This window comes from Hydrogenophaga atypica (assembly GCF_042665215.1).
Classification (GTDB): Bacteria; Pseudomonadota; Gammaproteobacteria; order Burkholderiales; family Burkholderiaceae_C; genus Hydrogenophaga; species Hydrogenophaga defluvii_A.
Genome location: NZ_JBHTCA010000002.1, coordinates 363670 through 387560, shown reverse-complemented (window position 1 = coordinate 387560; position 23891 = coordinate 363670). Strand labels below are relative to the sequence as shown.

The following is a 23891-nucleotide window of genomic DNA, read 5'->3' as shown; positions in this document are numbered from 1 at the left end:
CTGTTTCCCCACCGAGCCCTCCCGCTAGCCCAGCGCGGGGTGTCCATGCTGGAGTTGCTGGTGGCCATGTTCATTGGCCTCTTCCTCATCGGTGGGGTGTCGGCCATCTATATCGTTTCTAAGCGCGGCTACACGGAAACCGAAAACGTCTCGCGGGTCAACGAAAGCGCGCGCTTCGCGCTTTACCTGTTGTCCAACAATCTAGCCCACCTGGGGTTTTTTGGTGGTGCGAACCCTAACCCCCCTAGTTTGTTGAACAGCTTGGCCGCCATCACAGGAGACTGCACCGGAACAGCCAGCGTTGTTGATACAGCCAACCACTTCCGTGTCGTCAAAGCCACGTCTGCCACGCCCGTCAGTTGCATCGCCGACGCACAGTCTGACTCTGACGTGTTGATCATCAAGTCGGTGCGGCCTGTACCATTTTCCGATGGTGCGCTCGACGACCTTAGCGATAACGATGGCACGGTAGATGCGCCCGAGGCGTTGAATGCCAACCGCGTGTACCTGTGGGCCAGCCGACTTGGCAGCGATGGGCAACTGTTCAGGGGCAACGTACAGCCTGACCTGACGCGAATTTCCGACGGCGTGGCCTGGGAATACCTCGCCAACATTTACTACGTGCGCAACGTGGCAGGCCGAGAGCCCACACTCAGCCGCAAGGCGCTCAGATGGAATGGCACGGCTTTGGTGGTAGACACCGAAGACTTGGTTGAGGGGGTGGAGCGCTTGCGCGTGGTGCCCGGCGTGTTGGGTGGCAATTACGTGACCCCTCAGGTCAAGTACATGGAAACCGCCGACATGACCACATCCGACTGGGTCAGCGTCGCCTCGGTGCAACTGCGATTGTTGGTGCGCAGCGCAGATATTGATCCTGGTGGTGTGTCCCGAAACCTGAGGTATGTGCTACTGGAAGGCAACGAAGCCGGTTACGACTATTTCGAACCGGGCGCTGGAGACCGTCGCTACCGGACGGTGGTGCAAGAAACCGTCAATGTGCGCAATTTTGTCTATCCGTGATGATGAAAACGAATTTGCCTTTGCCAAGCATGCGCCGACAGAGAGGGGCTGTGCTGGCCATTAGCATGATCTTTCTGATCATCGTGACGCTGATTGGCGTGTACGCCGCCAACACCGCAACCATGGATGTGCGCATGGCGCGCAACATGCAGGCGCATATGGAGTCGGAGCACGCAGCCGAGGCAGGGTTGAATGCCGCGTTGGAAACGCTGGCGCCTGCCACCGGGGATGTATTGTTCACGTCGGTTGCCACGCCGACGGCGCTGAGCACTGGGGCTTTGTTAGACAACCTCAATACCGGCGCCTCCAGCGTGACGGTTTCGATTGCCTACATGGGGCGGTCCCTTGTGCCCGATACCCAGAGCCCTACCGGGCAAGCTGGCGGCAACTCGACCACGGTGGGCTTTCATTTACACCGGGTGGTGTCTGCCCATGAAACCGCCGATGCCAACACCTCCGTGGGTGTGCGTGTGAAGCAGGCCATCTTGGAGTGAGGCGGTCCTTGTCTCCTCGCAAACGAACATGAACAACTCCACTCTTTTCAAACATGCGAGGTCCATCATGAAGCTCGTTGTGCATGACAAACGCAGCGCCCGTTTGGGCTTGCGGGCGCTATGTGGCGCCACCGTTTTGGGCATTCTTTCTGTGGTGGGCGCCCCTGCCCATGCCGACGAAACCGAGATTTTCCGAGCGTCGTTCGATACTTCCGGGGCCCGGCCCAAGGTGCTGATCGTGTTCGACAACTCGGGCAGCATGGACACCAAGGCGCAGAACAAGCCGGCCTACGACCCCAGCCAGACTTACCCCAACGTGGGCAACATCCAGAGCGGCCGACTTTACTGGGCCGATGGCAACAGTGGCAACCCGCCGTCTGCCAGCACGAGCCAGTGGTTCAACCAACAGAAGAACCGTTGTGGGTCGTCCTACACTCCTCTTGCGCAGCAAGGGTTCTACATCAACCGTTGGGCACGCTGGAACACATCGAGTAGCAGCGGCTGGTCCGAGGGCTTGGATAAGAACCGGCAGGACCCCCTTCACGTGGAATGTCGGCAAGACGTGGTGGACTCGAACAACGACAACGGAACCGGCACCTCAAACCCCGGAAACGGGTATCCGCGCAGCAGCACACCTCGCCCTTATGGCAGCAACCGGCAGACGTCGGTGGACGACGACTGGGACAGCACCCAGCGCGTTTACACCGCGAATTACATGAATTGGCATCACAGCACCGAGTTGACCGACCGGTCCAGAATGGACGTGGCGCGCACCGTGATTTCCAGCATCATCCAGGCCAATCCCGGCATCGATTTCGGTTTGGCGGTGTTCAACGACAACGCAAGCACCACTTACAACGGTGGACGGATTGTGCGTCGCATCATCGAGAACAGCACCGATGCCCAGAGAACGGCGCTGGTCAACATGGTCAACGGCTTGAGTCCGGACACATGGACACCCTTGTGTGAATCTATGTACGAAGCGTACCGCTATCTGTCGGGTTCCACGCTGGTCTACGGCAACCGCTCCAACGGCAACGATGGCCCCGTCAAGGACAGTGCAGCGGAGAGCCCCTCGGGTACCTATGCCAGCCCCGCAGGGGATTGCCAGTATCTCTACGTCATCCTCATGACCGACGGTGAACCCACCTACGACACCAGTGCCAACTCGGCCATCGAAACGCTGACCGGCAAGACATGCAAGAGCTACGCCGACGGCAACGGCGGCACCAAAAAGAACTGCCTGCCGGTGCTCACCGAGCACATGTACACGCAGGACCTGGACGGCAACGCCAGCAACGGTACACAAAAAGCCATCACGTACACCATCGGTTTTGCAACCAACCAGACGCTGCTCAGCGATGCGGCTGCCAATGGCGGCGGCAAGTACTACACCGCCTACAACACCGAGGAGTTGACGTCGGCCTTCCAGGGCGCCATCACCGACATCCTTTCCACGAGTTCGTCCTTCACGTCGCCTGCGGTCGCGGTGGACAGCTTCAGCCGTACCCAGAGTCTGGACTCGGTGTTTCTTGCCATGTTCCTCCCCAAGGCCACGACCGACTGGCCCGGCAACATCAAGAAGATCAAGGTCGCGGTCAATGCGTCGGGTGTGGCCAGCTACGTGGACGCAAACGGTGTGGCTGCGTTGGACAACGCAACTGGACAACTTAAGACCAGCGCTGTGACCTTCTGGGGGACTACCCAGGACGGACCTGTGGTCAACAAGGGCGGGGTGGGCGACCTGCTGTTGGCACGCGATATGGACGGGCGGGTCATCAAGTTCGACAACGCCGCCGGCAACCTTGCCGACCTGACCACGAGTGGGGTGACAGCCACTAATTTTGGGGTTGCCAATGATGCAGCACTGTTCAGTGCCTTTGGCGTGAGCAGCCAGACCGAACTCAATGATTTGTTGGCTTGGGCCCGGGGTTGGACGAGCAGTGCGAAGACGTCGAAGCGCGCCTGGGTCATGGGCGACATTCTGAACAGCCGGCCTGTTGCCATCAACTACGGCGCACGCGGCAGCTACACCCAGAGCAACCCGGATCTGCGCCTGATTGTGGGCACTAATGCAGGCTTCTTGCACATGTTCAGTGGTGACACCGGGGCAGAATCCTGGGCCTTCATGCCGAGGCCGATGGCTCGTATCCAGGCGCTCAGGCAGGACAACGCCGAGAGCGTGGATGCCATTTACGGGGTGGACGCGCCACCAGTCGTCTACCGCCATGACGCCAACAGCGATGGCACCATCAAGGCGTCGGACAACGACAAAGTGTACGCATTCTTAGGACTGCGCCGTGGTGGTCGGGCGTTGTATGCCTTGGATTTGACCAATCCCGACAGCCCAGCCTTCATGTGGAAAATCGACAACACGACCACGGGCTTCAGCGAGTTGGGGCAGACCTGGTCGGTGCCCACCGTGACGCGTGTCAAAGGCCACACCAACCCCGTGTTGGTTTTTGCCGCCGGCTACGACACCTCATTTGATGACAAGACCACACTGGCCAGTGGCACATCGGCCGCCATGGGGCGCGGCATCTATGTGGTCGATGCGGTCACTGGCGCATTGCTGTGGAGTGCCACGCCCGGTGCGGCAAGCACTAAGAACAAGCAGGTTTCGGCGTTTACTTACCCCATGCCGGCCCCTGTTACGGTGATGGATAGCAATGGTGACGGCTATGCGGATCGCATTTATATCGCGGATGTGGGGGGCAACATCTGGCGTGTGGATCTGGCAGGTGATTCGATTCCTTCCACCGATCACTCGGCGTGGCGGGTGTTGCAGATGGCTGAGCTGGCCGAGGCCAACCACGCCGGGGACCGCCGTTTTTTCAGCGCCGTCGAAGTGGCCCGTGCGGTGGAGGGCACCACCCCGTTTGATGCATTGATGCTGGGCAGTGGCGATCGCAGCAACCCCAACGCCACCGACAACTCAGATCGTCTCTATATGGTGCGTGACTACAAGACTGGCATCTACACCACCAACCCGCCGAGCAAACCCTGTGCGGTTCCATCGTCAGACCCCAGATGTGTGTTGCCAGTGACCCACAGCAACTTGTATAACGCATCGGCCAACCTCATACAGGTGGGGTCTGAGACGGAAAAGGTGGCTGCCAAGAGTACGCTGGACGCGGCCGCAGGGTGGTATGTCAATTTGACGGCGGCCAGCGGTGAAAAGTCGTTGGCAACGTCGCGCACAATCGCTGGCACGGTCTATTTCACGACATTCTCTCCAGGAGGCAGCGCGCTCAGCGCCAACCAATGCGTCCCGACCGCAGGGACCAGCCGCTTGTATGCACTCAACATGTTTGACGCCAGCGCCAAACTCGATTTCAACGGCAGCAACTCCCTGACGCTGAGCGACCGCAGTGTGGTGACGGGATCGATGATCACTGACACGCCGTCCATCTATGCGGGCCCCGATCGGGTCATCCAATTGATGCTCCCGCCGGGCAGCGTGCCAAAAACAACCACACCGGGAACGATTTTTGGAGGTGGTTTTGGAAGAACAGCGCAAACCACAGGGTTGCAGACCAAAATCCCCCGCAACGCCAATGAAAGCTATGTGCCAGGCCGTGACTCCGGTCGCTATTGGTACTTGCCTGACCGACGCTGAGAGGACCACATGCAAACCGCATTTTGTAGAAAGCGCCACCAGGGTGGGTTTACGCTCATTGAGGTGATGATCACCGTGGTAATTGTGGGCATCCTGTCAGCCGTCGCCTTGCCGGCTTATACGAGCTACATCCAAAAGAGCAGGCGCACCGAGGCGCGGACCGTGCTCATGGATGCTGCGAGCAAACAGGAGCAGTACATCCTGAACTTTCGTACCTACACCACCAGCATGACGGCGCTGGGGTATGCGGCCAACCCGGCTTTGTCAGAGACGGGTTTGTATTCCGTTGCTGCTGCAGCCGGTGCGTGTGGCAGCATCGCCCGCTGCTACACCCTCACGGCCACTGCCGTCGCAGGCAAAGGACAGGACAAGGACATCAAGTGCAAGAGCTTCAGCCTGGACTCCACCGGGGCCAAGACGTCGAAAAATTCGTCTGACGCCGCCACCACGGACTGTTGGAACTGAACAAGGAGATGGGCATGAAACTGTTGCATTTGTCTACCCTGTGCGGAATGGTCGCTCTGCCGATTTGGGCGTCGGCTGCTGATGTAGAGTACGACTGCCATGTCGTTCTTTCGAACAATGCAGCACAGATCGTATTTGTGGAAGCGCCCAATCGGATGCGTGCAGAGGCTGTGGCCTCGCGCGTGCGCATCAAGCTTGGTCAGGGGCGAACCGCTGGCGTCAAACAGGTCAAGCAATGCGTGCTGAGCAAGTCCGAATCGCTTGCCGATCCTGCTGCGGAAGCGCAACGCAAAACGAAGCCGCGCTGAAGCGCAAACTTATGTTTATAGGCGGCTAAACTGCGCTGCATGAACGCTACCTCCACTCGCCTCTACGACCCCACCCCCTCCAAATCCGTCGCCTTCCTGGGCCTCGGCGTCATGGGCCACCCCATGGCCGGGCACCTGGTGTCGGCCGGGCACCGTGTCACCGTCTACAACCGCTCGGCCGCCAAAGCCCAGGCGTTTGTGGCCGAGTTCGGCTCCACCGGCCGTGCCACCAGTGCCGCCACGCCACGCGAGGCCGCTGCCGGCGCCGACATCGTGTTTTGCTGCGTGGGCAACGACAACGATTTGCGCTCGGTGGTGCTGGGGGCCAACGGTGCCCTGGCCGGCATGAAACCGGGCGCGGTGTTGGTGGACCACACCACCGCTTCGGCTGACGTGGCGCGTGAGCTTTACACGGCGGCCCGCAACCTGGGTCTGCAATTTGTGGATGCGCCGGTGTCGGGTGGTCAGGCGGGTGCGCAAAACGGTGCGCTTACGGTGATGTGTGGGGGCGATGCCGCTGCGTTTGACGCGGTGAGGCCGGTGGCCATGGCTTTTTCGCGCGCCTTCACGCTGATGGGGGCCAGCGGCGCTGGCCAGCTGACCAAGATGGTCAACCAGATTTGTATCGCCGGGCTGGTGCAAGGCCTGAGCGAGGCGGTGGCCTTTGGCCAAAACGCTGGCCTGGACATGAACCAGGTGCTGGACGTGATTGGCAAGGGCGCGGCCCAGAGCTGGCAGATGGACAACCGGGGCAAGACCATGGTGGCCGACCGGTTCGACTTCGGTTTTGCCGTGGACTGGATGCGCAAAGACCTGGGTCTGGTGCTGGACGAGGCCAAGCGCAACGGTTCGCGCCTGCCGGTCACGGCGCTGGTGGACCAGTTTTATGCCGACGTGCAGCGCATGGGCGGCCACCGGTGGGACACGTCCAGCCTGATCAAGCGCTTGAAGTGAGGCCCTTGGGGCTGATGTGGCGTGAACACACTCAAATGTCACAGATGCGGATGTTTGATTTAACCGAAGCACCTACAGTTGAGCCCAAGGGAGCAAGAACAAGAAGCACCAAAAAACGGCAGACCGACACAGCGCACACAGGGAGTGGACACAACAACAGCGCGTGACCGGGCAAGCCCAGACAAGCAGGGAGTTGGGGTTGGGAAGTCAGGGAGAAGGAAACGGAAGGCGCCGCAGAGCGACCGAAATCACAAGAAGCTCAGGGAGAAAAAGTGAGGCACCGCAGAGTGCCACAAGAAGCAGCAGGGATACAGGCGGGCTGCCACGGGAGCCGGTGGATGTGAACGACATCGACCGAACTCCGGGAGGCGTGGCGGACCCGCCCTGATCCTGGCCTGGTGTTCAGACTGTGGCCCCAGCGGCCAAGCCCAAACAACCTTACTGCAGGGGTCGGTTTTCCACCGGCGCCTGCGTGGCGGTGCCCGCCTGGATGCGGCGCAGCTCGTCGTCGCTGATGATTTCCAGCACGCGCACCACACGCGACACACCGGTGATGTTGCGGGCCACTTCGGTGGCTTTGTCGGCTTCGCGTTGTGTCACCCGTCCCATGAGGTACACCGAGCCGCGTTCCGTGATGACCTTGAATGCGCTGGCCGACAGGTCTTTGGCGTCCACCAGGCCGGCTTTGACCTTGCCGGTGGTCAGTGTGTCGTTGGCTTGCTGGGTCAGCGTCGGGCTGGCGGTGATGGACAGCTCGTTCACCAGGCCTTGCACGTTGTCCACCTGCGAGACGATTTCTTCGGCCAAGGCTTTGTCGCGGGCGTTGGCCACTTCGCCGGTCAGCAGCACACGGCGGTTGTAGCTGGTCACGCTGATGCGGGCGCGGGTGCCGATCTGATCACGCAGGCGGTTGGCCGCGCGCAGTTCAATGCCCTGGTCTTCCAACTGTGCGCCCGAGGTGCGGCGGTCGGTGGCCACCAGTACACCAGTGCCCACGGCACCGCCCACCAGCAGGGGGGCGCAGGCGCTCAGGGCCGCACCCAGCAGGGTGGCGGTCAACACAGAACGAAAAGGAAATTTCAGGCTCATGCGGAGGTCTCCGGTTCCGGGCTGTCGCCCAACAGTTGTGCATCGACGCCGTCAAGCAGGCAGTGCAAGGTGAGCAACTGCACTTCCTGGGCGCGTGCCAGGCGGTCGTGTGGCACGCTGACCAGCACGTCGGTGTCTTTGAGCAAGGCGCCCATGGGGCCGGGGCGTGGGCCGGTGATGGCCACCACGGTCATGTCGCGTTCGTGGGCGGCACTCACGGCGTCGCGCAGCGATTCGCCATTGCTGCCCACGGCCAACACCAGCAGCAGGTCGCCGGTCTGGCCCATGGCGCGCACCTGACGGGCAAACACCGCCCGCGGCTCAAAACCCTGGGCCAGTGCGGTCAGCACCGTGGTGTCGGCGCTGAGGGCGGTGGCGGCGAGTTCCGGGCGGTCGCGTTCGAAGCGGCCCACAAAACTGGCGGTGAAGTACTGCGCCGCTGCGGCCGAGCCACCCAGGCCACAGGCCAGCACCTTGCCGCCGCTGGTCACACAGGCCAGCAGCGCATGGACGGCCGCCTCCACCGGGGCGGCCAGCAACTGGGCGCATTGGTAGTTGAGATCGGCGCTGTCGATGAAGTGCTGTTGTATGCGTTGGGAAAGCATGTTGGGGTGGAGCGGCAAAGGTGGGACGAGGCGCTGCTGCGCCGCCGCAAAACTGGGAATGATAGCGGTGGCGGCTATGGGTCCTGAAAGAGCGCCTGCAGCGCCTGTACTTGAGCATCCAGTGTGGGCAGATCGTGTGTGACGGTTGTCCAGACGATAGGCAGGTCCACCGTGAAGTAGCCGTGGGCGAGTGCATTGCGCATTTCGTACGCAAACCCCCAAGGCACCTGTGGGTGAAGTTGCGCAAACGCCGGGTCGCGCTTGAGCACGTTGTGGCACGCCTCGCCAATGATCTCCAGATTGCGAATCACGGCGTCTTGCGTTTTGCGGTCGCCCAAGAAGCCGCTGGCGTCCATGCCTGCGGTGTAGGTTTGGATGAGGGCGATGGCCTCAGCAATGTGGGACAGGTAGTCGGGTGTGCGCAAGGGCCGAGCGCGTGTCACAAGCGAACCGCCTCACGCAGCACTTGTTCGCGAAACTTGCCTGGCAAGGCTGCGGGCGTCAACACGTCCACGTCCATGCCGAGCAGTGCCTTCAATTCATGGCGGATGGCCCCAATGTCCAACAAGGTGGTGGCCTCGGTGGGGTCCACAAGCACATCCAGGTCGCTGCCTTCTGTGTCGTCGCCGTGGATGGCCGAGCCAAACACACTCACGCCAGCCACACGGTGGCGCAACGCGATTTCGCGTATTTGCAAGCGGTGCCGGGACAGTGCTTCGGAGGGGCGCATGGCGGTAGTCTAAGTGGTGGTTTTCACTTGGAAACCGATTCTATGCAGCGTCGGCGTCAAACGCGGCGCGTATCCAGTCAAGCGACGGTAAAGCCTGGTGACCGTTTGCATCGCCCTGCACCAGCACCACGTCAAACCGGCAGGGCGGCACCTGGCCCAGGCGCAGCAGGTAGTGCCGCGCGGCAAACACGATGCGGCGCTGCTTGGTGGCGCCCACGCTGGCGGCTGCGCCGCCATGTGTGCTGCTCGCGCGCCGGCGCACCTCCACAAACACCAGCGTGCCGTCGCGCTCGCGCATAATCAAATCGATCTCGCCGCCGCCCCGTCCGGGTGTGCGGAAGTTGCGCGCCACCAGCCGCAAACCAGCCGCTTGCAGATGCGCCAGCGCCGCGTCTTCGGCGGCGTCGCCCACCGCCTTGGTGCTGGGGCCGTTGTTTTTTGTCTTGAACCGGGGCCATGCCATTGTCTGCCGCCTTCCTCCCTGCCCGCAGTGCCGCCGAGGCCGCTGCCGGTGCCCAGCATTATCCGCAGGCCAGCGTCTACATGGTGGCCACACCCATCGGCAACCTGGCCGACCTGAGCCTGCGCGCCCTGCATGTGCTGGGCCTGGTGGACGCCATCGCCTGTGAAGACACGCGCCACACGGCCGGGCTGTTGCAAGCCTTTGGCCTGCACAAGCCCTTGCTCGCCCTGCACCAGCACAACGAACGCGAGGCCGCCCAACAGGTGCTTGAACGCCTGCGCCGGGGCGAGCGCGTGGCCTTCGTCAGCGACGCCGGCACGCCCGGTGTGAGCGACCCCGGCGCGCGCCTGTGCGCCGAGGCGCAGGCGCAAGGTTTTCGTTGTGTGCCGGTGCCGGGCGCCAGCAGCGTGACCACCTTGCTCAGCGTGGCCGGCCTCACCGAGGGCGAGGGGCGGTTTGCTTTTGTGGGCTTTTTGCCCGCCAAAGGGGCGGACCGGCAGCGGGCATTGGATCAGCTCGCCCAACAGCCGCTGGCCAGCGTGTTGCTGGAGGCGCCGCACCGCATGGCCTCACTGGCCAAAGACCTGGCCGCGCTGGGCGAGCGCCGCCTGACCGTGGGGCGCGAGCTGACCAAACAGTTTGAACAGGTGGTGCACCTGCCGTGTGGTGGCTTGGCGGCATGGTTGTCGGCCGATGCCTCGCATGGTCGAGGCGAATTTGCCCTCTTGCTGCACCCGCCCGTGGCCGCCGGTGAGGACGCCGAGGCCGCCTTGCCCCCTGCCACAACGCGTGCCCTGGATTTGTTGTTGCAGGAACTCCCCCTGAAAACCGCCGTGCGGCTGTGTGCCGATATCACCGGCACGCCCCGCAACGCGGTGTACCAGGCGGCGCTGGCGCGGCGCCAGCAGGCAGGCGAACAAGACGCCTGATCAGCGGTCGGTGGCGGGGGTGGCCGGCGGCAGGCTGTGCCCGCCCGTGTTGTCGTGCACCTCGCGCGCCTGCACGTCCACCACTTCATCGGTGGTGGCTGGGGTGGCACCACGGCGGCCGGGCCACACGCGTTCGCGGGCGTAGGTCTGGAACTGGTGTACGTACACCGGCCGCACCGGGCGGCGCCCGCGCAGCATGGCCCACACCACGCCGACCAGCAGCAGCACGGCCACCACGCCCGCCAGCAGCAGGCCCAGCGCGGCAGCAAACAGCCAGAAGATCAGGCCCAGCGCGGCGCTGAACAGGCGGCCCAGCGCGTTGAATAAATCGTTCATCAAGTCCGGCGCCTCAGCGGCGCGTCAAAAGGGCACGGAATGTGCAACACGGGGAATGCAATTGTGGGCGAAAAGCGCCTTCTCAAGCACCGCCCGTCATGTCATGACCCGCTGCTATGCTCAATGCTCCCTGGAGCCCCCATGAAACGCCTGTCCCAGTACTTTCTTCGTGGCCTGGTCACCATCCTGCCGGTGGGCGTGACCCTCTACCTGCTCTACATCTTCCTGGCCTGGTCCGAGGCGTTGGCCATGTGGGTCATCCGCCCGATGGTGGGCGACTTCTACCTGCCCGGCATGGGCCTGGTGCTGGGCGTGTTGGCCATTCTGGTGCTGGGTTTTGTGGTGTCGCAGCCCTTCATGGGCCGGCTGCTCACCTTGTTCGAATTCCCCTTCACCAACCTGCCGGTGGTCAAGAGCATTTACTCCTCGCTCAAGAGTTTTGCCGACTACTTTTCGCCCAGCCACGAACAAAGCCCGCAGCAGGTGGTGGCGCTGCGTTTGCCCGACCACCCGTTGGAGATCGTGGGCATGGTCACGCGGCAGTCGCTGGACGACCTGCCCGATGGCCTGCTGCGCGGCGACCGGGTGGCGGTGTATTTGCCCATGGGCTACATGATCGGCGGCTACACCGTGTTTGTGCCGCGCGCGTGGGTCACGCCCATGGATATGTCGGTCGAAGAAGCCATGCGCCAGTCGCTGATCGCCTGGATGGCCTTGAAACAAGGAAAACCCACATGAGCATCCGCAACCTCGACGCCTTGTTTGCCCCCAACACCGTGGCTGTGTTCGGGGCGTCGGAGCGCCCCGGCAGCGTGGGCGCCACCATCTGGCGCAACCTGCGCGCGGAATTCAGCGGCCAGCTGCTGGGCGTCAACCCCAAACGCCGCGAGATCGATGGCGTGCCGGTGTATCCCAGTGCCGCCGCGCTGCCCGCCGTGCCCGACCTGGCCGTGATCTGCACGCCCGCCGCCACCGTGCCCGGTCTCATCGAGGAACTCGGCCGCCTAGGCACACGCGCCGCCGTGGTGGTCACCGCCGGGTTGGACAAGGCGCAGAAGCAGCGCATGCTGGACGCCGCGCGCCGCCATACCCTGCGCATCCTCGGGCCCAACTGCATCGGCATGCTGGTGCCGCACTGGGGGCTGAACGCCAGCTTCGCGCACATCGGCGCACAAAAGGGCGACATCGCCTTCGTGTCGCAGTCGGGCGCGCTGGTGACGGCCATGCTCGACTGGGCCGGCTCGCGTGGCATCGGTTTCTCGCACTTCGTCTCGCTGGGTGAACACGCCGATGTGGACTTTGGCGACATGCTGGACTACCTCGGCAGCGACCCGCGCACCCGCGCCATCCTGCTCTACATCGAGAGCATCGAGGCGCCGCGCAAGTTCATGTCGGCCGCGCGTGCGGCGGCACGCAACAAGCCGGTCATTGTGGTCAAGGCCGGGCGCTCGGCCCAAGGCCAGAAGGCGGCGGCCTCGCACACCGGCGCGCTGGCGGGGTCCGACGACGTGTTCGACGCCGCCATCTCGCGCGCCGGCATGCTGCGCGTGTTCACCTTGCAGCACCTCTTCCTGGCGGCCGAGCTGCTGGCGCGTTTTCGCGACAACAAGAGCGAGCGCATGGTCATCCTCACCAACGGCGGCGGCGCCGGTGTGATGGCGGCCGACGCCGCCGCGCACGCGGGTGTGGAGCTGACCGAACTCGACGAGGCCATGCTGGCCAGGCTCGATGCGGTGCTGCCCGCCAACTGGTCGCGGGGCAACCCGGTGGACATCATTGGCGACGCGCCTGGCCAACGTTATGTGGATGCGCTCACCGCCCTGCGCGAAGACCGACACAGCGCCATCCTGTTTGTGCAGGCGCCCACCGCCATCGTGCCCAGCACCGACATCGCACGTGCCCTGCTGCCACTGGCCACGCTCAAGCCCTCGCGCCTCATGGGCTGCTGGCTGGGCTTTGATGCGGTGAACGAGGCGCGTGCCATCTTCCGCGGTGCCGGCGTGCCCGACTACGACACGCCCGAAGAAGCCGTGCGCGCCTTCAGCTTTCTGCAAGCCTACCGCCGTCACCAGGAAGAGCTGCTGCAAACGCCATCGTCAGCGCCGCTGGGCCCGGTGGCCGATCTGGCCGCCATCCGCGCCATCGTGAACGACGTGCTGGGCAGCGGGCGCGAGCTGCTGAGCGAACCCGAGGCCAAGGCCTTGCTGCACGCCGCTGGCCTGCCGGTGGTGCCCACCCACATCGCTGCCGCCGACGCGGAAGCCGCCGTGCGCGCGGCCCAGGCGGTGGGGTTTCCGGTGGTCATCAAAATCCTGTCCCACCAGATCTCGCACAAGTCCGACGTGGGCGGCGTGCGCCTGAACCTGGCGAACGCCGACGAAGTGCGCGAGGCCGCCCGCGCCATGCTGGCCCGCGTGGCCGCCGAGCGACCCGGCGCGTTGGTGGACGGCTTCACCGTGCAGCCCATGGTCAAACTGCGCCAGTCGCACGAGCTGATTGTGGGCGCCAGCGTCGACCCGCTGTTTGGCCCGGTCATCCTGTTCGGGCAGGGCGGCGTGTCGGTGGAGGTGGTGGCCGACCGTGCGCTGGCGCTGCCGCCGCTCAACGGCCCGCTGGCGCAGGCACTGATTGCGCGCACGCGTGTGGCCAAGCTGCTGCGTGGTTACCGCGACCAGCCCGCCGCTGACATGGCCGCCATCGAGCGCGTGCTGGTGGCCATCTCGCAACTGTTGGCCGACGTGCCCGAAATCGCCGAACTCGACATCAACCCGCTGGTGGTGAACGCCGACGGCGCGGTGGCGCTGGATGCGCGGGTGCGCCTGAGCGCCCAGCGCCCGGCGGGCGCGGCCAACTTCGCCATCCGCCCTTACCCGGTGGAGCAGGAAGAGCGCATCACCCACCTGGGTCGTGAACTGCTGCTGCGCCCCATCCGTCCTGAAGACGAGTTGCAGCACCGCGCCTTCATCGAAAAACTCTCGCCCGAGGACGTGCGGCTGCGCGTGTTCTACAGCCGCCGCACCATCGAACATTCCGAGCTGGCGCGGCTGACCCAGATCGACTACGCCCGCGAGGTGGCCTTCATCGCCGAAGGCGAGTTGCCCGACGGTGGGCACGAGACCCTGGGCACCGTGCGTGCCGGCATCGACCCAGACAACGACAGCGCCGAGTTCGGCGTCATCGTGCGTTCCGACATCAAGGGCGGTGGTCTGGGCCACATGCTGATGGACAAGCTGGTTCGCACCTTGCGCGCCCACGGCACGCGCCGTATCGTGGGCACGGTGCTCAAGGAAAACAGCCGCATGCGGCTGCTGGCCAAGCGCCTGGGTTTTGCCGAGTCGCCGTCGGACGACGACCCGGGGCTGGTCCACATCGAACTGCCGCTGCACACCACAGGCGCCCAGGAACCCTGAGCGGCGAACGGAGTCGCACCGGCTTCCACCCCGTCGGAGTGTTGCCATGAACCTGTTGTTGTCCCGCCGCCGTTTGCTGGGGGGTGTTGCGTCCGTGGTGGCCGCGCCCGCACTGCTCACACCTGCGCTGGCCCAGGCCCGGCGCCTGCCCACGCCGGCACAGACTGAAGGTCCGTTCTACCCGCTGGATTTGCCCGACGACACCGACTTTGACCTGCTGCGCAACGGCACCGCCACCTACGCGCAGGGCACACCTGCCTGGGTGGAAGGCGTGGTGACCGACACAGCCGGCGTGCCGGTGCGCGGCGCTCAGGTCGAGATCTGGCAGTGTGATCACCAGGGTCACTACCACCACCCCGGTGACGGTGGGCGCGCCGACCAGGCCTTCCAGGGGTTTGGCCGCGTGGCGGTGGACGCGCGAGGCGCCTACCGCTTCCGCACGATGCGCCCGGTCGCCTACAGCTCGCGCACGCCGCACATCCACGTCAAGGTCAAGCTGGGCGAACGCGCTGTGCTGACCACCCAGCTGTATGTGCAAGGCGACCCCGGCAACGAGCGCGACTTTTTGTGGCGCCGTCTGCGCAGCGATGCCGAACGCGCCGCGCTGACCGTGCCTTTTGTGCCCGGGGCCGACGGGCAGCACGCCCGTTTCCCCATCGTGTTGGCACTTTGACCCCGCGTCACATAGGTTCACGCCGAGCCTGAGAAGATCGGCGCATGGATTCCTTGTCTCAACTGGCGCTGGGCGCCGCTGTGGGTGTGGCGGTGATGGGCCGGCGCACCGCCGTGTGGAAATCGGCCGCCTGGGGCGCCGTGCTGGGCACGCTGCCCGATCTGGACGTGGTCATCGACCACGGCGACGCCCTGCTCAACATGGTGTTGCACCGTGCCGAAACGCACGCCTTGTTCTGGCTCACGCTGCTGGCGCCGCTGGTGGGCGCGGCCATTGCGCGCTTGCATGGCGAGTGGGCACATTGGCGGTGCTGGTGGCTGGCGGCCTGGCTGGTGCTCGTCACCCACCCCCTGCTGGACACCATGACGGTGTATGGCACCCAACTCGCGCTGCCGTTCAGCAACCACCCGTTTGGCGTGGGCAGCATCTTCATCATCGACCCGCTCTACACCCTGCCGCTGTTGGTGGGCGTGCTGGTGGCCTTGGGGCTGGCGCGTCGGCGGCCGGTGGGCGCCTTGCGTGCCAATGCCTGGGGCTTGGCATTGAGCACCGCCTACCTGGCCTGGGGTGTGGCGGCGCAGCAGCACGTCACATCCATTGCCCAGGCCTCGCTGGCGCGCCAAGGCATTCAGGCGCAGGCGCTGCTGGTCACGCCCACCGCCTTCAACACCGTGTTGTGGCGGGTGGTGGCCACCACGCCCACGCACTACCACGAGGGTTTTTATTCGCTGCTCGACACCGGGCCCGAGCCGCAGTGGGACGTGTTTGACCGTGGTCCTGCGTTGCTGGCCGCGTACGCGCGCGACCCGGCCTTCCAGCGTCTGAACACCTTTGCCAAAGGCCTGGTGGCCATGCACGCTGTGGATGGCCGCGCGCACGTGAGCGACCTGCGCATGGGCCAGACACCCACCTTCAGTTTCACCTTCGACATCGGGCCGGCGGCTGGCCCCGCGCCTGATCCCCAGCCCGCGCTGCCGCGCGGTGGGCGCCCCGACGTGGACCGGGCGTTGCCCTGGTTGTGGGCCCGTATCCAGGGCCAGGTGTTGCCGCCGCCCCGCTGAGGACGGGCCATGGTTTGGAGTCCACCCCCTAATTCATTTGCTGCACTGCAGCAAAAAACGCTTGCATGTGCCTAGGGGTATCCCTATACTTCGAGTCATGTTGCAGTGCAGCAAAGCCGAATCCCCGGCGATGAACGCGAAGCAACACCCTCAACCCCTTTTGAAGGAAAACACCATGCTGACCGTTGAACAAATCGCCGCCGCCCAACAAGCCCAACTGAACACCCTGTTTGGTTTTGGTGCCAAGGCCGTGGAAAGCGCTGAAAAAGTGATCGAGCTGAACCTGCAAGCCTCCAAGGCCCTGCTGGCCGACAGCGCCGAGTACACCAAGAGCCTGCTGTCTGCCAAGGACGCACAGGAATTCCTGAAGGTTCAGACCGGCTTTGTGCAGCCCCTGGCCGAGAAGTCGGCTGCCTACGGCCGCCACCTGTACGACATCGCCGCTGGCGCCAACGCCGAGTTCACCCAGGCCGCCGAAGCCCAGACCGCCAGCGCCCAGAAGCAGTTCGCTTCGGCCGTGGAAGCCGCTGTGAAGAACGTGCCCCAAGGTGGCGAAGCCGCCGTGGCCGCCCTCAAGAACGCCATGACCGGCGCCAACAGCGCTTTCGAGCAAGTGCAAAAAGTGGTGAAACAAGCCACCGAAGTGGCCGAGTCCAACTTCAAGGCCGTGACCGCCACCGCCACCAAGGCCGCCAAGGCCAAGTGAGCGTGAAGCGCCGCTCGCGGCGCTGTGCATTCCAAGGTTGAAGAAGCCGCATCCTGAAAGGGGTGCGGCTTTTTTTTCGTGCGGCGACGCGTGGGCTGTCGCCTCCCCGACGCGCCACGGGCGGGCCGCGCCACACAATCCCGCGCATGATCGAACTGCGCGCCCCCTTGCAAGCCCAACTCGTGTCCTGGCTGGTCAAACCCGGTGACACGGTGGCCGCCGGCCAGCCTCTGGTGATTCTCGAAGCCATGAAGATGGAACACGAGCTGCGGGCCGAAGGCGCGGTGCGGGTGACGGACATCTTGCTGGCCGAAGGTGAAACGGTGCAGGAGGGCGAGCTTTTGATGCGTGCCGCGCCAGCGACGCTGGCCGACAACCTGGCAGCCAATTCTGCACAAACTGGTGCCGCCACCCAGCCAGACACCGGCCCGCGCCCCGATCTGCAGGCGGTGCTGGACCGCCACGCCTTCACGTTGGACGCCGCCCGCCCCGAGGCCATGGCCAAACGCCACGGCCTGGGGCAGCGCAGTGCGCGCGAGTTCATCGCCAGCGTGTGCGAGCCCGACAGTTTCATCGAATACGGCGCCCTCGCGGTGGCCGCCCAGCGCAGCCGCCGCAGTGACGCCGATTTGCAGAAGAACACCCCGGCCGACGGTTTGGTGGGTGGCATTGGCCAAGTGGGCGCAGCGTCGGCCGTGGTGATGGCCTACGACGCCACCGTGCTGGCCGGCACCCAGGGCATGCGTAACCACCAGAAGACCGACCGCCTGCTGGGTGTGGCGCTGGCGCAAAAGCTGCCGGTGCTGCTGTGGGCCGAAGGGGGTGGTGGCCGGCCGGGCGACGTGGACATGCCCATCGTCGCCGGCCTGCACGTGGGCACCTTTGCGGCGTTGGCGCGTTTGAGTGGCCAGGTGCCGCTGATCGGCGCCACCGGCGGGCGCTGTTTTGCGGGCAACGCGGCCCTGCTGGGTTGTTGCGACATCGTGATCGCCACCCGCGCGAGCAACATCGGCATGGGCGGCCCGGCCATGGTGGAAGGCGGGGGCCTGGGCGTGTTCAAGCCCGACCAGATCGGACCCAGCGATGTGCAGCACGCCAACGGCGTGATCGACGTGTTGGTAGACGACGAGGTCCAGGCCGCCGCCGTCGCGCGCCAGGCCTTGTCGTACTTTCAAGGGATGCAGCCGGCCGGCGAGGCGCCGGATCCACAGGCCCTGCGCGATGTGGTGCCTGAAAACCGCTTGCGCGCCTACGACAGCCGTGCTGCTGTGACGGGCCTGGCCGATGTTGGCTCGGTGTTGTGGCTGCGCGAGGGCTACGGCCGCAGCCTGCACACCGCGCTGGCGCGTGTGGCCGGCAGGCCGGTGGGTGTGGTGGCCAGCAACCCTCAGCACCTGGGCGGTGCGGTGGATGCCGATGCGGCCGAAAAACTCACCCGCTTCTTGCGCCTGTGCGACACCCATGGCCTGCCCGTTGTGAGCCTGGTGGACACCCCCGGCTTCATGGTCGGCCCCGATGCCGAAGCCACCGGCCTGGTGCGCCGGGTGGGCGATTTGTTCAACCAGACCGCTCGCCTGCGTGTGCCCTACCTGGCGGTGGTGCTGCGCAAAGGCTACGGTCTGGGCGCCATGGGCCTGACGGCCGGGGGTTTTCACGCACCCGTTTTCACTGTGGCCTGGCCCACCGGTGAGTTTGGGGCCATGGGCTTGGAGGGCGCGGTGCGCCTGGGTTTTCGCAAAGAGTTGGAGGGGGTGCCCGAAGGGCCAGCGCGCGAGGCCTTGTTTGAGCAACTGCTGGCCCAGCAGTACGCGGCCGGCAGCGCCACAAACATGGCCGCCACGCTGGAGATCGACGCGGTGATCGACCCGGCCGACACGCGCCGCTGGGTGGAGCGCGCTTTGGGCGCGCGCTGAATTCAGGGGCGCCAGCGCACCAGCAGCCAGTAGCTCGGGTCGGTGTCTTTTCTGGCCAGACCGAGAGCGGCCGCCACCAGGCTCCAGCGCCGGTCGGCCGATTCCCAGCCCCACGCCACCGCCGCGCCCCAGCCCGCTGGCCTTTGGAGGGTGTTGTCGGCATCGGCCCAGCGTGTGCCGCGCCACGTGGCGCGCAACAGGGCGAAATGGCGTGGGCCCAGTGCGTAGGTGGTTTGTGCGAGCACCGTGTGGCGGGCGAAGTCGGGCAGTTGCAGACCCTCCCGGCCGGGTGCGGTGTTGCGGGCTTGGGTATGGATGTAGCTGCCCAACAGGCTCCAGCGTGGTGACAGCACCCGATTGATGCTGGCCGACCATTCGCGGAGATCGCCGCTGGCAAACAGCGCGTTGCCCTCATGGTGGGACAGCGTGGTTTGTGAGTTCAACCGCACCGGCGCGATGGAGGTGACGGCATCGAGCATGGCGCCGGCGTCTTGTGCGTACAGCCGACCGGCGCTGTTGGTGGCGTTGCGCACCTGCAGGTCTTGTGCGCGCAGGCCCAGGAAGGTCGCACCATCGATTTCCCAGTCGAGCTGCAGCACGTTGCGCCGGGCGTGGCTGCCGGGCAGGGTGTGGGTGTTGTCCAGTGCGATGCCACCCGTCTGGGTGGGGGACAGCGTGTGCGTGCCCGGTGCCCTGATGTGCTGCTGGTGCGCCCAGTGCAAGGCGCGCGCCGCGCCCCAGCGGTAGCTCAGGCCGGCGCGGGGCAGTGCCTTGGAGGGCGCCCGGTAGGCCTGCGACTGTGGGCTCACAAGGTCTTCGTTGGTGAGGCTGTCGGTGAAGCGGTCGAGTTGTGAGAAGCGCAGGCGTGGCCAGTAGGCCTCCAGCGCCAGGCTCCAGGGGCCGCTGCGCCACTCGCCGGCCACCCAGGGCATGTGGTAGTCGGCGGTGTTCGTGCGTGGGCTGGCCACCAGCGGGTCGCTGATGTTGCTGTGCACGGTCTGCCGCACCGCCTCCCAGCCCAGGCTCAGGCGGTGTGACCCGAAGAGGTGGGTGTGGCGCAGAAACTGCCCATGTTCACGCGAGTGGAAACGGTAGTCCTGCGGGCCCCACTGCATGTCGTCGAGCGTCAGCGCCGAGCGGCTGTGAGCCCCATGCAGCTTGAACCAGGTCTGGGCGTGGCTGCCCCAGCGCCACGACAGGCCGGCATCCAGCCGTTGGGCGCGGTTGCGCGCCACCTCGCCAAAACTGACGCCGTTGCCCAAGTCCAGGGGCGCGTCGAACTGGTAACGCAGGGGCGTGGTGTTGGCCAGCACAAACAGCGCCAGGCGCTCGGTGGGGCGCATGCCCACTGCCAAGTCCAGCCCCGGGGAACTGAGGCGGTATTGGGTGGCGGCCGGGCCCTCGCGCGGCCGGTACTCGACGTCGGACGTGCGCAACAGCCACGCGGTGGGCGATGGCGCCAGCGTCAGGCCACGCCAGCTCAGATCGGTGGTGAGTGTGTGCCGCAGGCCTTCTTGCCCCACGCTGCCCGCCATGGACACCTGTTGCTGAGGTTGCAGCATCAGCGGCGGCAACTTTTCTGACGCACCGAGCGCCAGCGGGTCGGTCAGGTAGCCCTGGAACAGCTCGGACTTGCGGTCGTGGTCATTTTCGGCGCGGTCGGCCAGGAAGAAGTGGCTGCCGCCCCACAGCGGGTAGTACGACGCCTGGGCATAGGCGCGTGCCCAATGTTCCAGGCCAAAGTCGCCCAGCGCCTTGCCCAGGTTGGTCGATCCCTGGCTGTCGGTGGCCAGGGCGTTGAGCGATTTGAGGTAAGGCAGGCGCACCAGCGCTTCGCGCGATGCGGCAATGGCCTCGGCCGGGCGACCCTGGTCGTTGAGCACGATGGCCCGCATCTGCCAGGGCAGGGGGTCCAACGGGTCGGCCAGGCTGGCACGCGCCAGCGAATCCAACGCCGCGTTCACATGGCCCAGTTGCAGTTCGGCCACCGCCAGCCAGACCTGGGCGCGGGCGTGGCGCGGCTCGATCAGCGTTGCCTTGAGCAAATCCTGTCGTGCCTGTTCTGCATCGCCCGCCCGCAGTGCCACCTGGCCGGCGCTGGCCAGGCTCAGGTAGTCGTCGCCGGTGTGTTGCAGGGCGCGTTCCAGCAGCGCGCGTGCCGGCGTCAGTTGCCAGGCTTCGGCCAGCGCGGTGGCCCGTTCGCCCATCACCGGCGGGTGGTTTGGGTGTTCTTGGTCGGCTTGCGCCAGCAGTTGCAGGGCCTGGGTGAGGTCGCCGCGCTCACCGAGCGCGCTGCCCCAACGGGCCAGCAGTTGTGCACGCAGTGGGGCATCGTCGGCGGGCACCTGGTCCACCGCTTGCCGGTAGCGCGTCAACGCGTCGTCGCCCCGGCCTTGCAGGCGCAGCAGCTCGGCTTGTGTGGCCAGCAGTTCGGGGGCGTTGGGATGGCGCTGCAGCGCTTGGTCGAGCAAGCTTGCGGCGCCGTCGGTGTCGTCCAGTGCCAGCAGCAGCTCGGCGCGGCGCGCGGCCACGCGGCCTTCGGCGTGTTGGTCCCAGCGCTGGCCCAGCAGGGCTGCCGCAGCGGCCGGGTCGCCGGACTGGGCCAGCAGGTCGGCCCGCAACAGGTGCAACACCTCGGGGGCACCGGGTTCGCGTAAGCGGGTGTCGATCAGGGCGCGGGCGCGGGCAAGGTCGGCGCCCGCCAGCGTCTGTGCGATGGCGGCCAGCGCCGGGTCAAGGGGCGTGGTGCGGAATTCGCGGTAGCGCGTGGCCGCCACTGGCCACGCCGCCACCCATTGCACGCGTTCGCGCGGGCGCACCAGCATGCGTTTGATGGGCGCCTGGCCGGGCCGCACTTCGGCCTGCTCGGACGCGCCCACCACCACCGAGCCTTGTGGGTTGCTCACGTCGATTTGGCCGGACAACACCGTGAGCAAGGTGCGGCCATCGGCATCCACTTCCACGTCCCAGTCGGTGCCCCGCACGGCGGCCACGGCGGCGGGTGTGCGCAGCTCCAGGTCCGCCGGTTCGCGTTTGGTGCGCGACCACAGCCGGCCCACGCTGAGTTCGAGCGCTGTTTTGCCCTGGGGCTGCGGGTTCAGCCGCAACAGCGACAGCGGCCCCAGGCGCAGCTGGGTGCGGTCGGCCAGCAGCAAAGCAGCCGACGACTGCGCCAAGGTGCGCATGTCGGCGCCGGTGTCCAGCGTCTGGCGCAACTGCGCCGCTTGCCAGGGGCTGCTGGCGGCGGGCCGGCTCTCGCCTTGGCCGCTGAGGCTGACGATTTCGGCCGCTGGCTGCGCCCACGCGCTGCCCATGCCGCCCCAGAAAACCGCAACCAGCCAGGGGGTGTGTTTGTGGCGCATGGCCCAACGATAGGTCAGCTCAGGGCGGCAGGCAAGCGCCGCCGCCGGGCGGGAGTGCGAAGTAAAAACAACTGCCTTCGCCGGGCGTGCTTTCGGCCCAGATGTGGCCGCCATGGCGCTCCAGGATGCGGCGGCACAAGGCCAGGCCAATGCCGGTGCCTTCGAACTCGCTGGCGCGGTGCAGGCGCTGGAACACACCAAACAGCCGGTGCGCCTGCCGGGGCTCGAAGCCCACACCGTTGTCGCGCACCCAGTACACACAGCCCCGCTCCGCATCGGGGTGCCAGCCCACCTGCACCACCGAGCGCTCGCGCTGGCGCGAGTACTTCAGCGCGTTGCTCAGCAGGTTGTCCCACACCTGGCTGATCAGCAGCGGGTCGCCCAGCACCGCAGGCAAATCGGGTGCGACGGTCCAGTCCACCTGCTGGGCGCCGATGTCGTGGGTCAGGCGGTTGATGCTGGCGCTGACCTGGGTGGCCATGCCCACTTCGCGCTTTTGCAGCGGTGCCAGGCCCAGCCTCGAAAAGGCCAGCAGGCCTTCGATGAGCGCGCCCATGCGCTGGGCGGCGTCTGCAATGGTGTTGAGGTGTTTGCGGGTGGTGTCGTCGGCCTGCTCTGCCAGGTGCTCTTGCAGGATGGCGATGAAGCTCGTGATGTGGCGCAGCGGCGCGCGCAAGTCGTGTGAGACCGAACTGGAAAACGATTCGAGATCGCGGTTGGCTTCCAGCAACTGACGGGTGCGATCCTGCACGCGCACCTCCAGGGTCTGGTTCAGGTCCTGGAGCAATTCCTGCAGGCGGCGCACCTCGGTCATGTCGCGTGTGAGGGCCGAAAAACCCAAGGGTTCGCCATCGGCGCCACGCAGCGCGGTCAACACCGTGTGGCCCCAGAAGCGGCTGCCATCCTGGCGCTGTCGCCAGCCCGTGCTTTCGAATTGCCCAAACAGCGCGGCCCGCTCCAGCGCCAGCTCGGCGTCCAGGCGTTCGTCCTCGCGCACATCGGGGGCGTCGAAGCGGCGCGCGTCGGTGCCCAACACATCGTGGGCGGGGTGGCCCAGCAGCCGCTCGGCACTGGATGTCCATTCGCTCACGCGGCCCTCGGTGTCCAGAAAATACACGGCGTGGTCGCGCAGCCCATCCAGCATCAGGCGCAGGCGGCGTTCGCCATCCGAGAGGTGCTCGCCCAGGGTCTGCGTGGGCGGCGTGAGCGGTGCCGCCGGGGCATCGGGCAGGCGTTCTGCGCTGATGTCGGCGATGTGGCAGTACAGCCCCAGCACGCGATCACCGTCCACATCGGGCACCAGTTGCCCGCTGGCCACCCAGTGGCCACGTTGGGCATGGCCCACACGCGCCTCAAAGGCCTGTGGCACGCCGCGCAAGGCCTGTGCCAGCCCGGGCAGCATGGCCTCCAGCAGCTCGGGCACAAACACCTGCTGCACCGCCAGGCCCACCGCGCTGTCGGCCGGGTGCGGCAGGTGGCGCAGCTGCGCGTGGTTGGCGTAGTGGCACACCAGGTGGTGATCGAAATAGCTCACCAGCCCCGGCAGGTGATCCAGCACCCGGGTCAGAAACCCGGCCCCACGCAAGCGCTCGTTTTCGGCCGCCGACAGCGCCGCCGCCGGCTCGTTGAACAGCTCGGTGAAAAAGTCCTCGGGCAGGTGATCGGCTGCTTCGGGCAGGCTCATGGCGGAGACTGTAACCGACGTGTTGCTGGCATGTGAAAAAATGTCAAATATGGGAAATGTATGAATGGGA

The 23891-nt window shown here is 65.7% G+C and carries 21 protein-coding genes; 13 read left to right on the top strand and 8 right to left on the bottom strand.

The annotated features are described in order from the left end of the window. Positions 1-45: 45 nt before the first annotated feature. Genes ACFQPB_RS04225 through ACFQPB_RS04200 form a run of 6 tightly spaced genes read left to right on the top strand, consistent with a single transcriptional unit; the run spans position 46 to position 6860 of the window. The gene (locus ACFQPB_RS04225) at positions 46-1020 is read left to right on the top strand and encodes a PilW family protein (protein WP_382220007.1); all 975 of its coding nucleotides are present in this window, start codon (positions 46-48) and stop codon (positions 1018-1020) included. Further along, complete coding sequence (locus ACFQPB_RS04220; protein WP_382220129.1) at positions 1020-1514, top strand: pilus assembly PilX family protein; 495 nt, start codon at positions 1020-1022, stop codon at positions 1512-1514. Before ACFQPB_RS04225 ends, ACFQPB_RS04220 begins: the two co-directional genes overlap by 1 nt. Before the next feature lie 28 nt (positions 1515-1542). After that, positions 1543-5133: a pilus assembly protein gene (locus ACFQPB_RS04215; protein WP_382220005.1), complete on the top strand. Its 3591-nt coding sequence runs from the start codon at positions 1543-1545 to the stop codon at positions 5131-5133. 9 nt (positions 5134-5142) lie between these two features. Continuing rightward, the gene (locus tag ACFQPB_RS04210) at positions 5143-5598 is read left to right on the top strand and encodes a type IV pilin protein (RefSeq protein ID WP_382220003.1); all 456 of its coding nucleotides are present in this window, start codon (positions 5143-5145) and stop codon (positions 5596-5598) included. A 14-nt stretch (positions 5599-5612) separates the two neighbouring features. After that, positions 5613-5906: a hypothetical protein gene (locus tag ACFQPB_RS04205; protein ID WP_382220001.1), complete on the top strand. Its 294-nt coding sequence runs from the start codon at positions 5613-5615 to the stop codon at positions 5904-5906. A 39-nt stretch (positions 5907-5945) separates the two neighbouring features. Beyond that, complete coding sequence (locus ACFQPB_RS04200; protein ID WP_382219999.1) at positions 5946-6860, top strand: NAD(P)-dependent oxidoreductase; 915 nt, start codon at positions 5946-5948, stop codon at positions 6858-6860. 438 nt (positions 6861-7298) lie between these two features. On the opposite strand, the gene ACFQPB_RS04195 is transcribed toward ACFQPB_RS04200, so the two are convergent. From ACFQPB_RS04195 to ACFQPB_RS04175, 5 genes are all read right to left on the bottom strand, one after another. Beyond that, on the bottom strand, positions 7299-7949 hold the full coding sequence (locus ACFQPB_RS04195) for a BON domain-containing protein (RefSeq protein WP_382219997.1): 651 nt from the start codon (positions 7947-7949) through the stop codon (positions 7299-7301). Continuing rightward, on the bottom strand, positions 7946-8554 hold the full coding sequence (locus ACFQPB_RS04190) for an SIS domain-containing protein (RefSeq protein ID WP_382219995.1): 609 nt from the start codon (positions 8552-8554) through the stop codon (positions 7946-7948). The genes ACFQPB_RS04195 and ACFQPB_RS04190 overlap by 4 nt, the downstream gene beginning before the upstream one ends. Before the next feature lie 74 nt (positions 8555-8628). After that, positions 8629-8997 carry a HepT-like ribonuclease domain-containing protein gene (locus ACFQPB_RS04185; protein WP_382219993.1) on the bottom strand — a complete coding sequence of 123 codons (369 nt, stop codon included), beginning with the start codon at positions 8995-8997 and terminating at the stop codon, positions 8629-8631. Beyond that, complete coding sequence (locus ACFQPB_RS04180; protein ID WP_382219991.1) at positions 8994-9284, bottom strand: nucleotidyltransferase family protein; 291 nt, start codon at positions 9282-9284, stop codon at positions 8994-8996. The genes ACFQPB_RS04185 and ACFQPB_RS04180 overlap by 4 nt, the downstream gene beginning before the upstream one ends. A 40-nt stretch (positions 9285-9324) precedes the next feature. Continuing rightward, the gene (locus ACFQPB_RS04175; RefSeq protein WP_382219989.1) at positions 9325-9747 is read right to left on the bottom strand and encodes a YraN family protein; all 423 of its coding nucleotides are present in this window, start codon (positions 9745-9747) and stop codon (positions 9325-9327) included. Here ACFQPB_RS04175 and rsmI point away from each other — a divergent pair. After that, positions 9747-10676: a 16S rRNA (cytidine(1402)-2'-O)-methyltransferase gene (gene rsmI, locus ACFQPB_RS04170; RefSeq protein ID WP_382220127.1), complete on the top strand. Its 930-nt coding sequence runs from the start codon at positions 9747-9749 to the stop codon at positions 10674-10676. The two genes, ACFQPB_RS04175 and rsmI, sit on opposite strands and share 1 nt — an antisense overlap. Here rsmI and ACFQPB_RS04165 read toward each other — a convergent pair whose 3' ends face one another. Continuing rightward, a complete protein-coding gene (locus ACFQPB_RS04165) occupies positions 10677-11012 on the bottom strand; it encodes a hypothetical protein (protein WP_382219987.1) in 336 nt (111 codons plus the stop codon). A 141-nt stretch (positions 11013-11153) separates the two neighbouring features. Between ACFQPB_RS04165 and ACFQPB_RS04160 the strand changes: the two genes are divergently transcribed. The 6 genes from ACFQPB_RS04160 to ACFQPB_RS04135 all read left to right on the top strand — a co-directional run bounded on the left by ACFQPB_RS04160 (position 11154) and on the right by ACFQPB_RS04135 (position 18775). Further along, positions 11154-11750, top strand: a complete 597-nt coding sequence (locus ACFQPB_RS04160) for a DUF502 domain-containing protein (RefSeq protein ID WP_382201241.1) — start codon at positions 11154-11156, stop codon at positions 11748-11750. Further along, positions 11747-14422: a bifunctional acetate--CoA ligase family protein/GNAT family N-acetyltransferase gene (locus tag ACFQPB_RS04155; protein WP_382219985.1), complete on the top strand. Its 2676-nt coding sequence runs from the start codon at positions 11747-11749 to the stop codon at positions 14420-14422. The genes ACFQPB_RS04160 and ACFQPB_RS04155 overlap by 4 nt, the downstream gene beginning before the upstream one ends. 46 nt (positions 14423-14468) lie before the next feature. Beyond that, positions 14469-15095 carry a dioxygenase family protein gene (locus ACFQPB_RS04150; RefSeq protein ID WP_382219983.1) on the top strand — a complete coding sequence of 209 codons (627 nt, stop codon included), beginning with the start codon at positions 14469-14471 and terminating at the stop codon, positions 15093-15095. Between the two features lie 44 nt (positions 15096-15139). After that, positions 15140-16156 (top strand): metal-dependent hydrolase, encoded by a 1017-nt coding sequence (locus ACFQPB_RS04145; protein ID WP_382219981.1) that lies wholly within the window; start codon positions 15140-15142, stop codon positions 16154-16156. 175 nt (positions 16157-16331) lie between these two features. Continuing rightward, complete coding sequence (gene phaP, locus ACFQPB_RS04140; protein ID WP_382219979.1) at positions 16332-16862, top strand: TIGR01841 family phasin; 531 nt, start codon at positions 16332-16334, stop codon at positions 16860-16862. A gap of 155 nt (positions 16863-17017) precedes the next feature. After that, a complete protein-coding gene (locus tag ACFQPB_RS04135) occupies positions 17018-18775 on the top strand; it encodes a carboxyl transferase domain-containing protein (RefSeq protein ID WP_382220125.1) in 1758 nt (585 codons plus the stop codon). 2 nt (positions 18776-18777) lie between these two features. On the opposite strand, the gene ACFQPB_RS04130 is transcribed toward ACFQPB_RS04135, so the two are convergent. Then, positions 18778-22137, bottom strand: coding sequence for a tetratricopeptide repeat protein (locus tag ACFQPB_RS04130; protein ID WP_382219977.1), 3360 nt, complete (start codon positions 22135-22137; stop codon positions 18778-18780). 19 nt (positions 22138-22156) lie between these two features. After that, entirely contained in the window at positions 22157-23821 is a 1665-nt protein-coding gene (locus ACFQPB_RS04125) for a sensor histidine kinase (protein WP_382219975.1), read from the bottom strand. Positions 23822-23891: the final 70 nt, after the last annotated feature.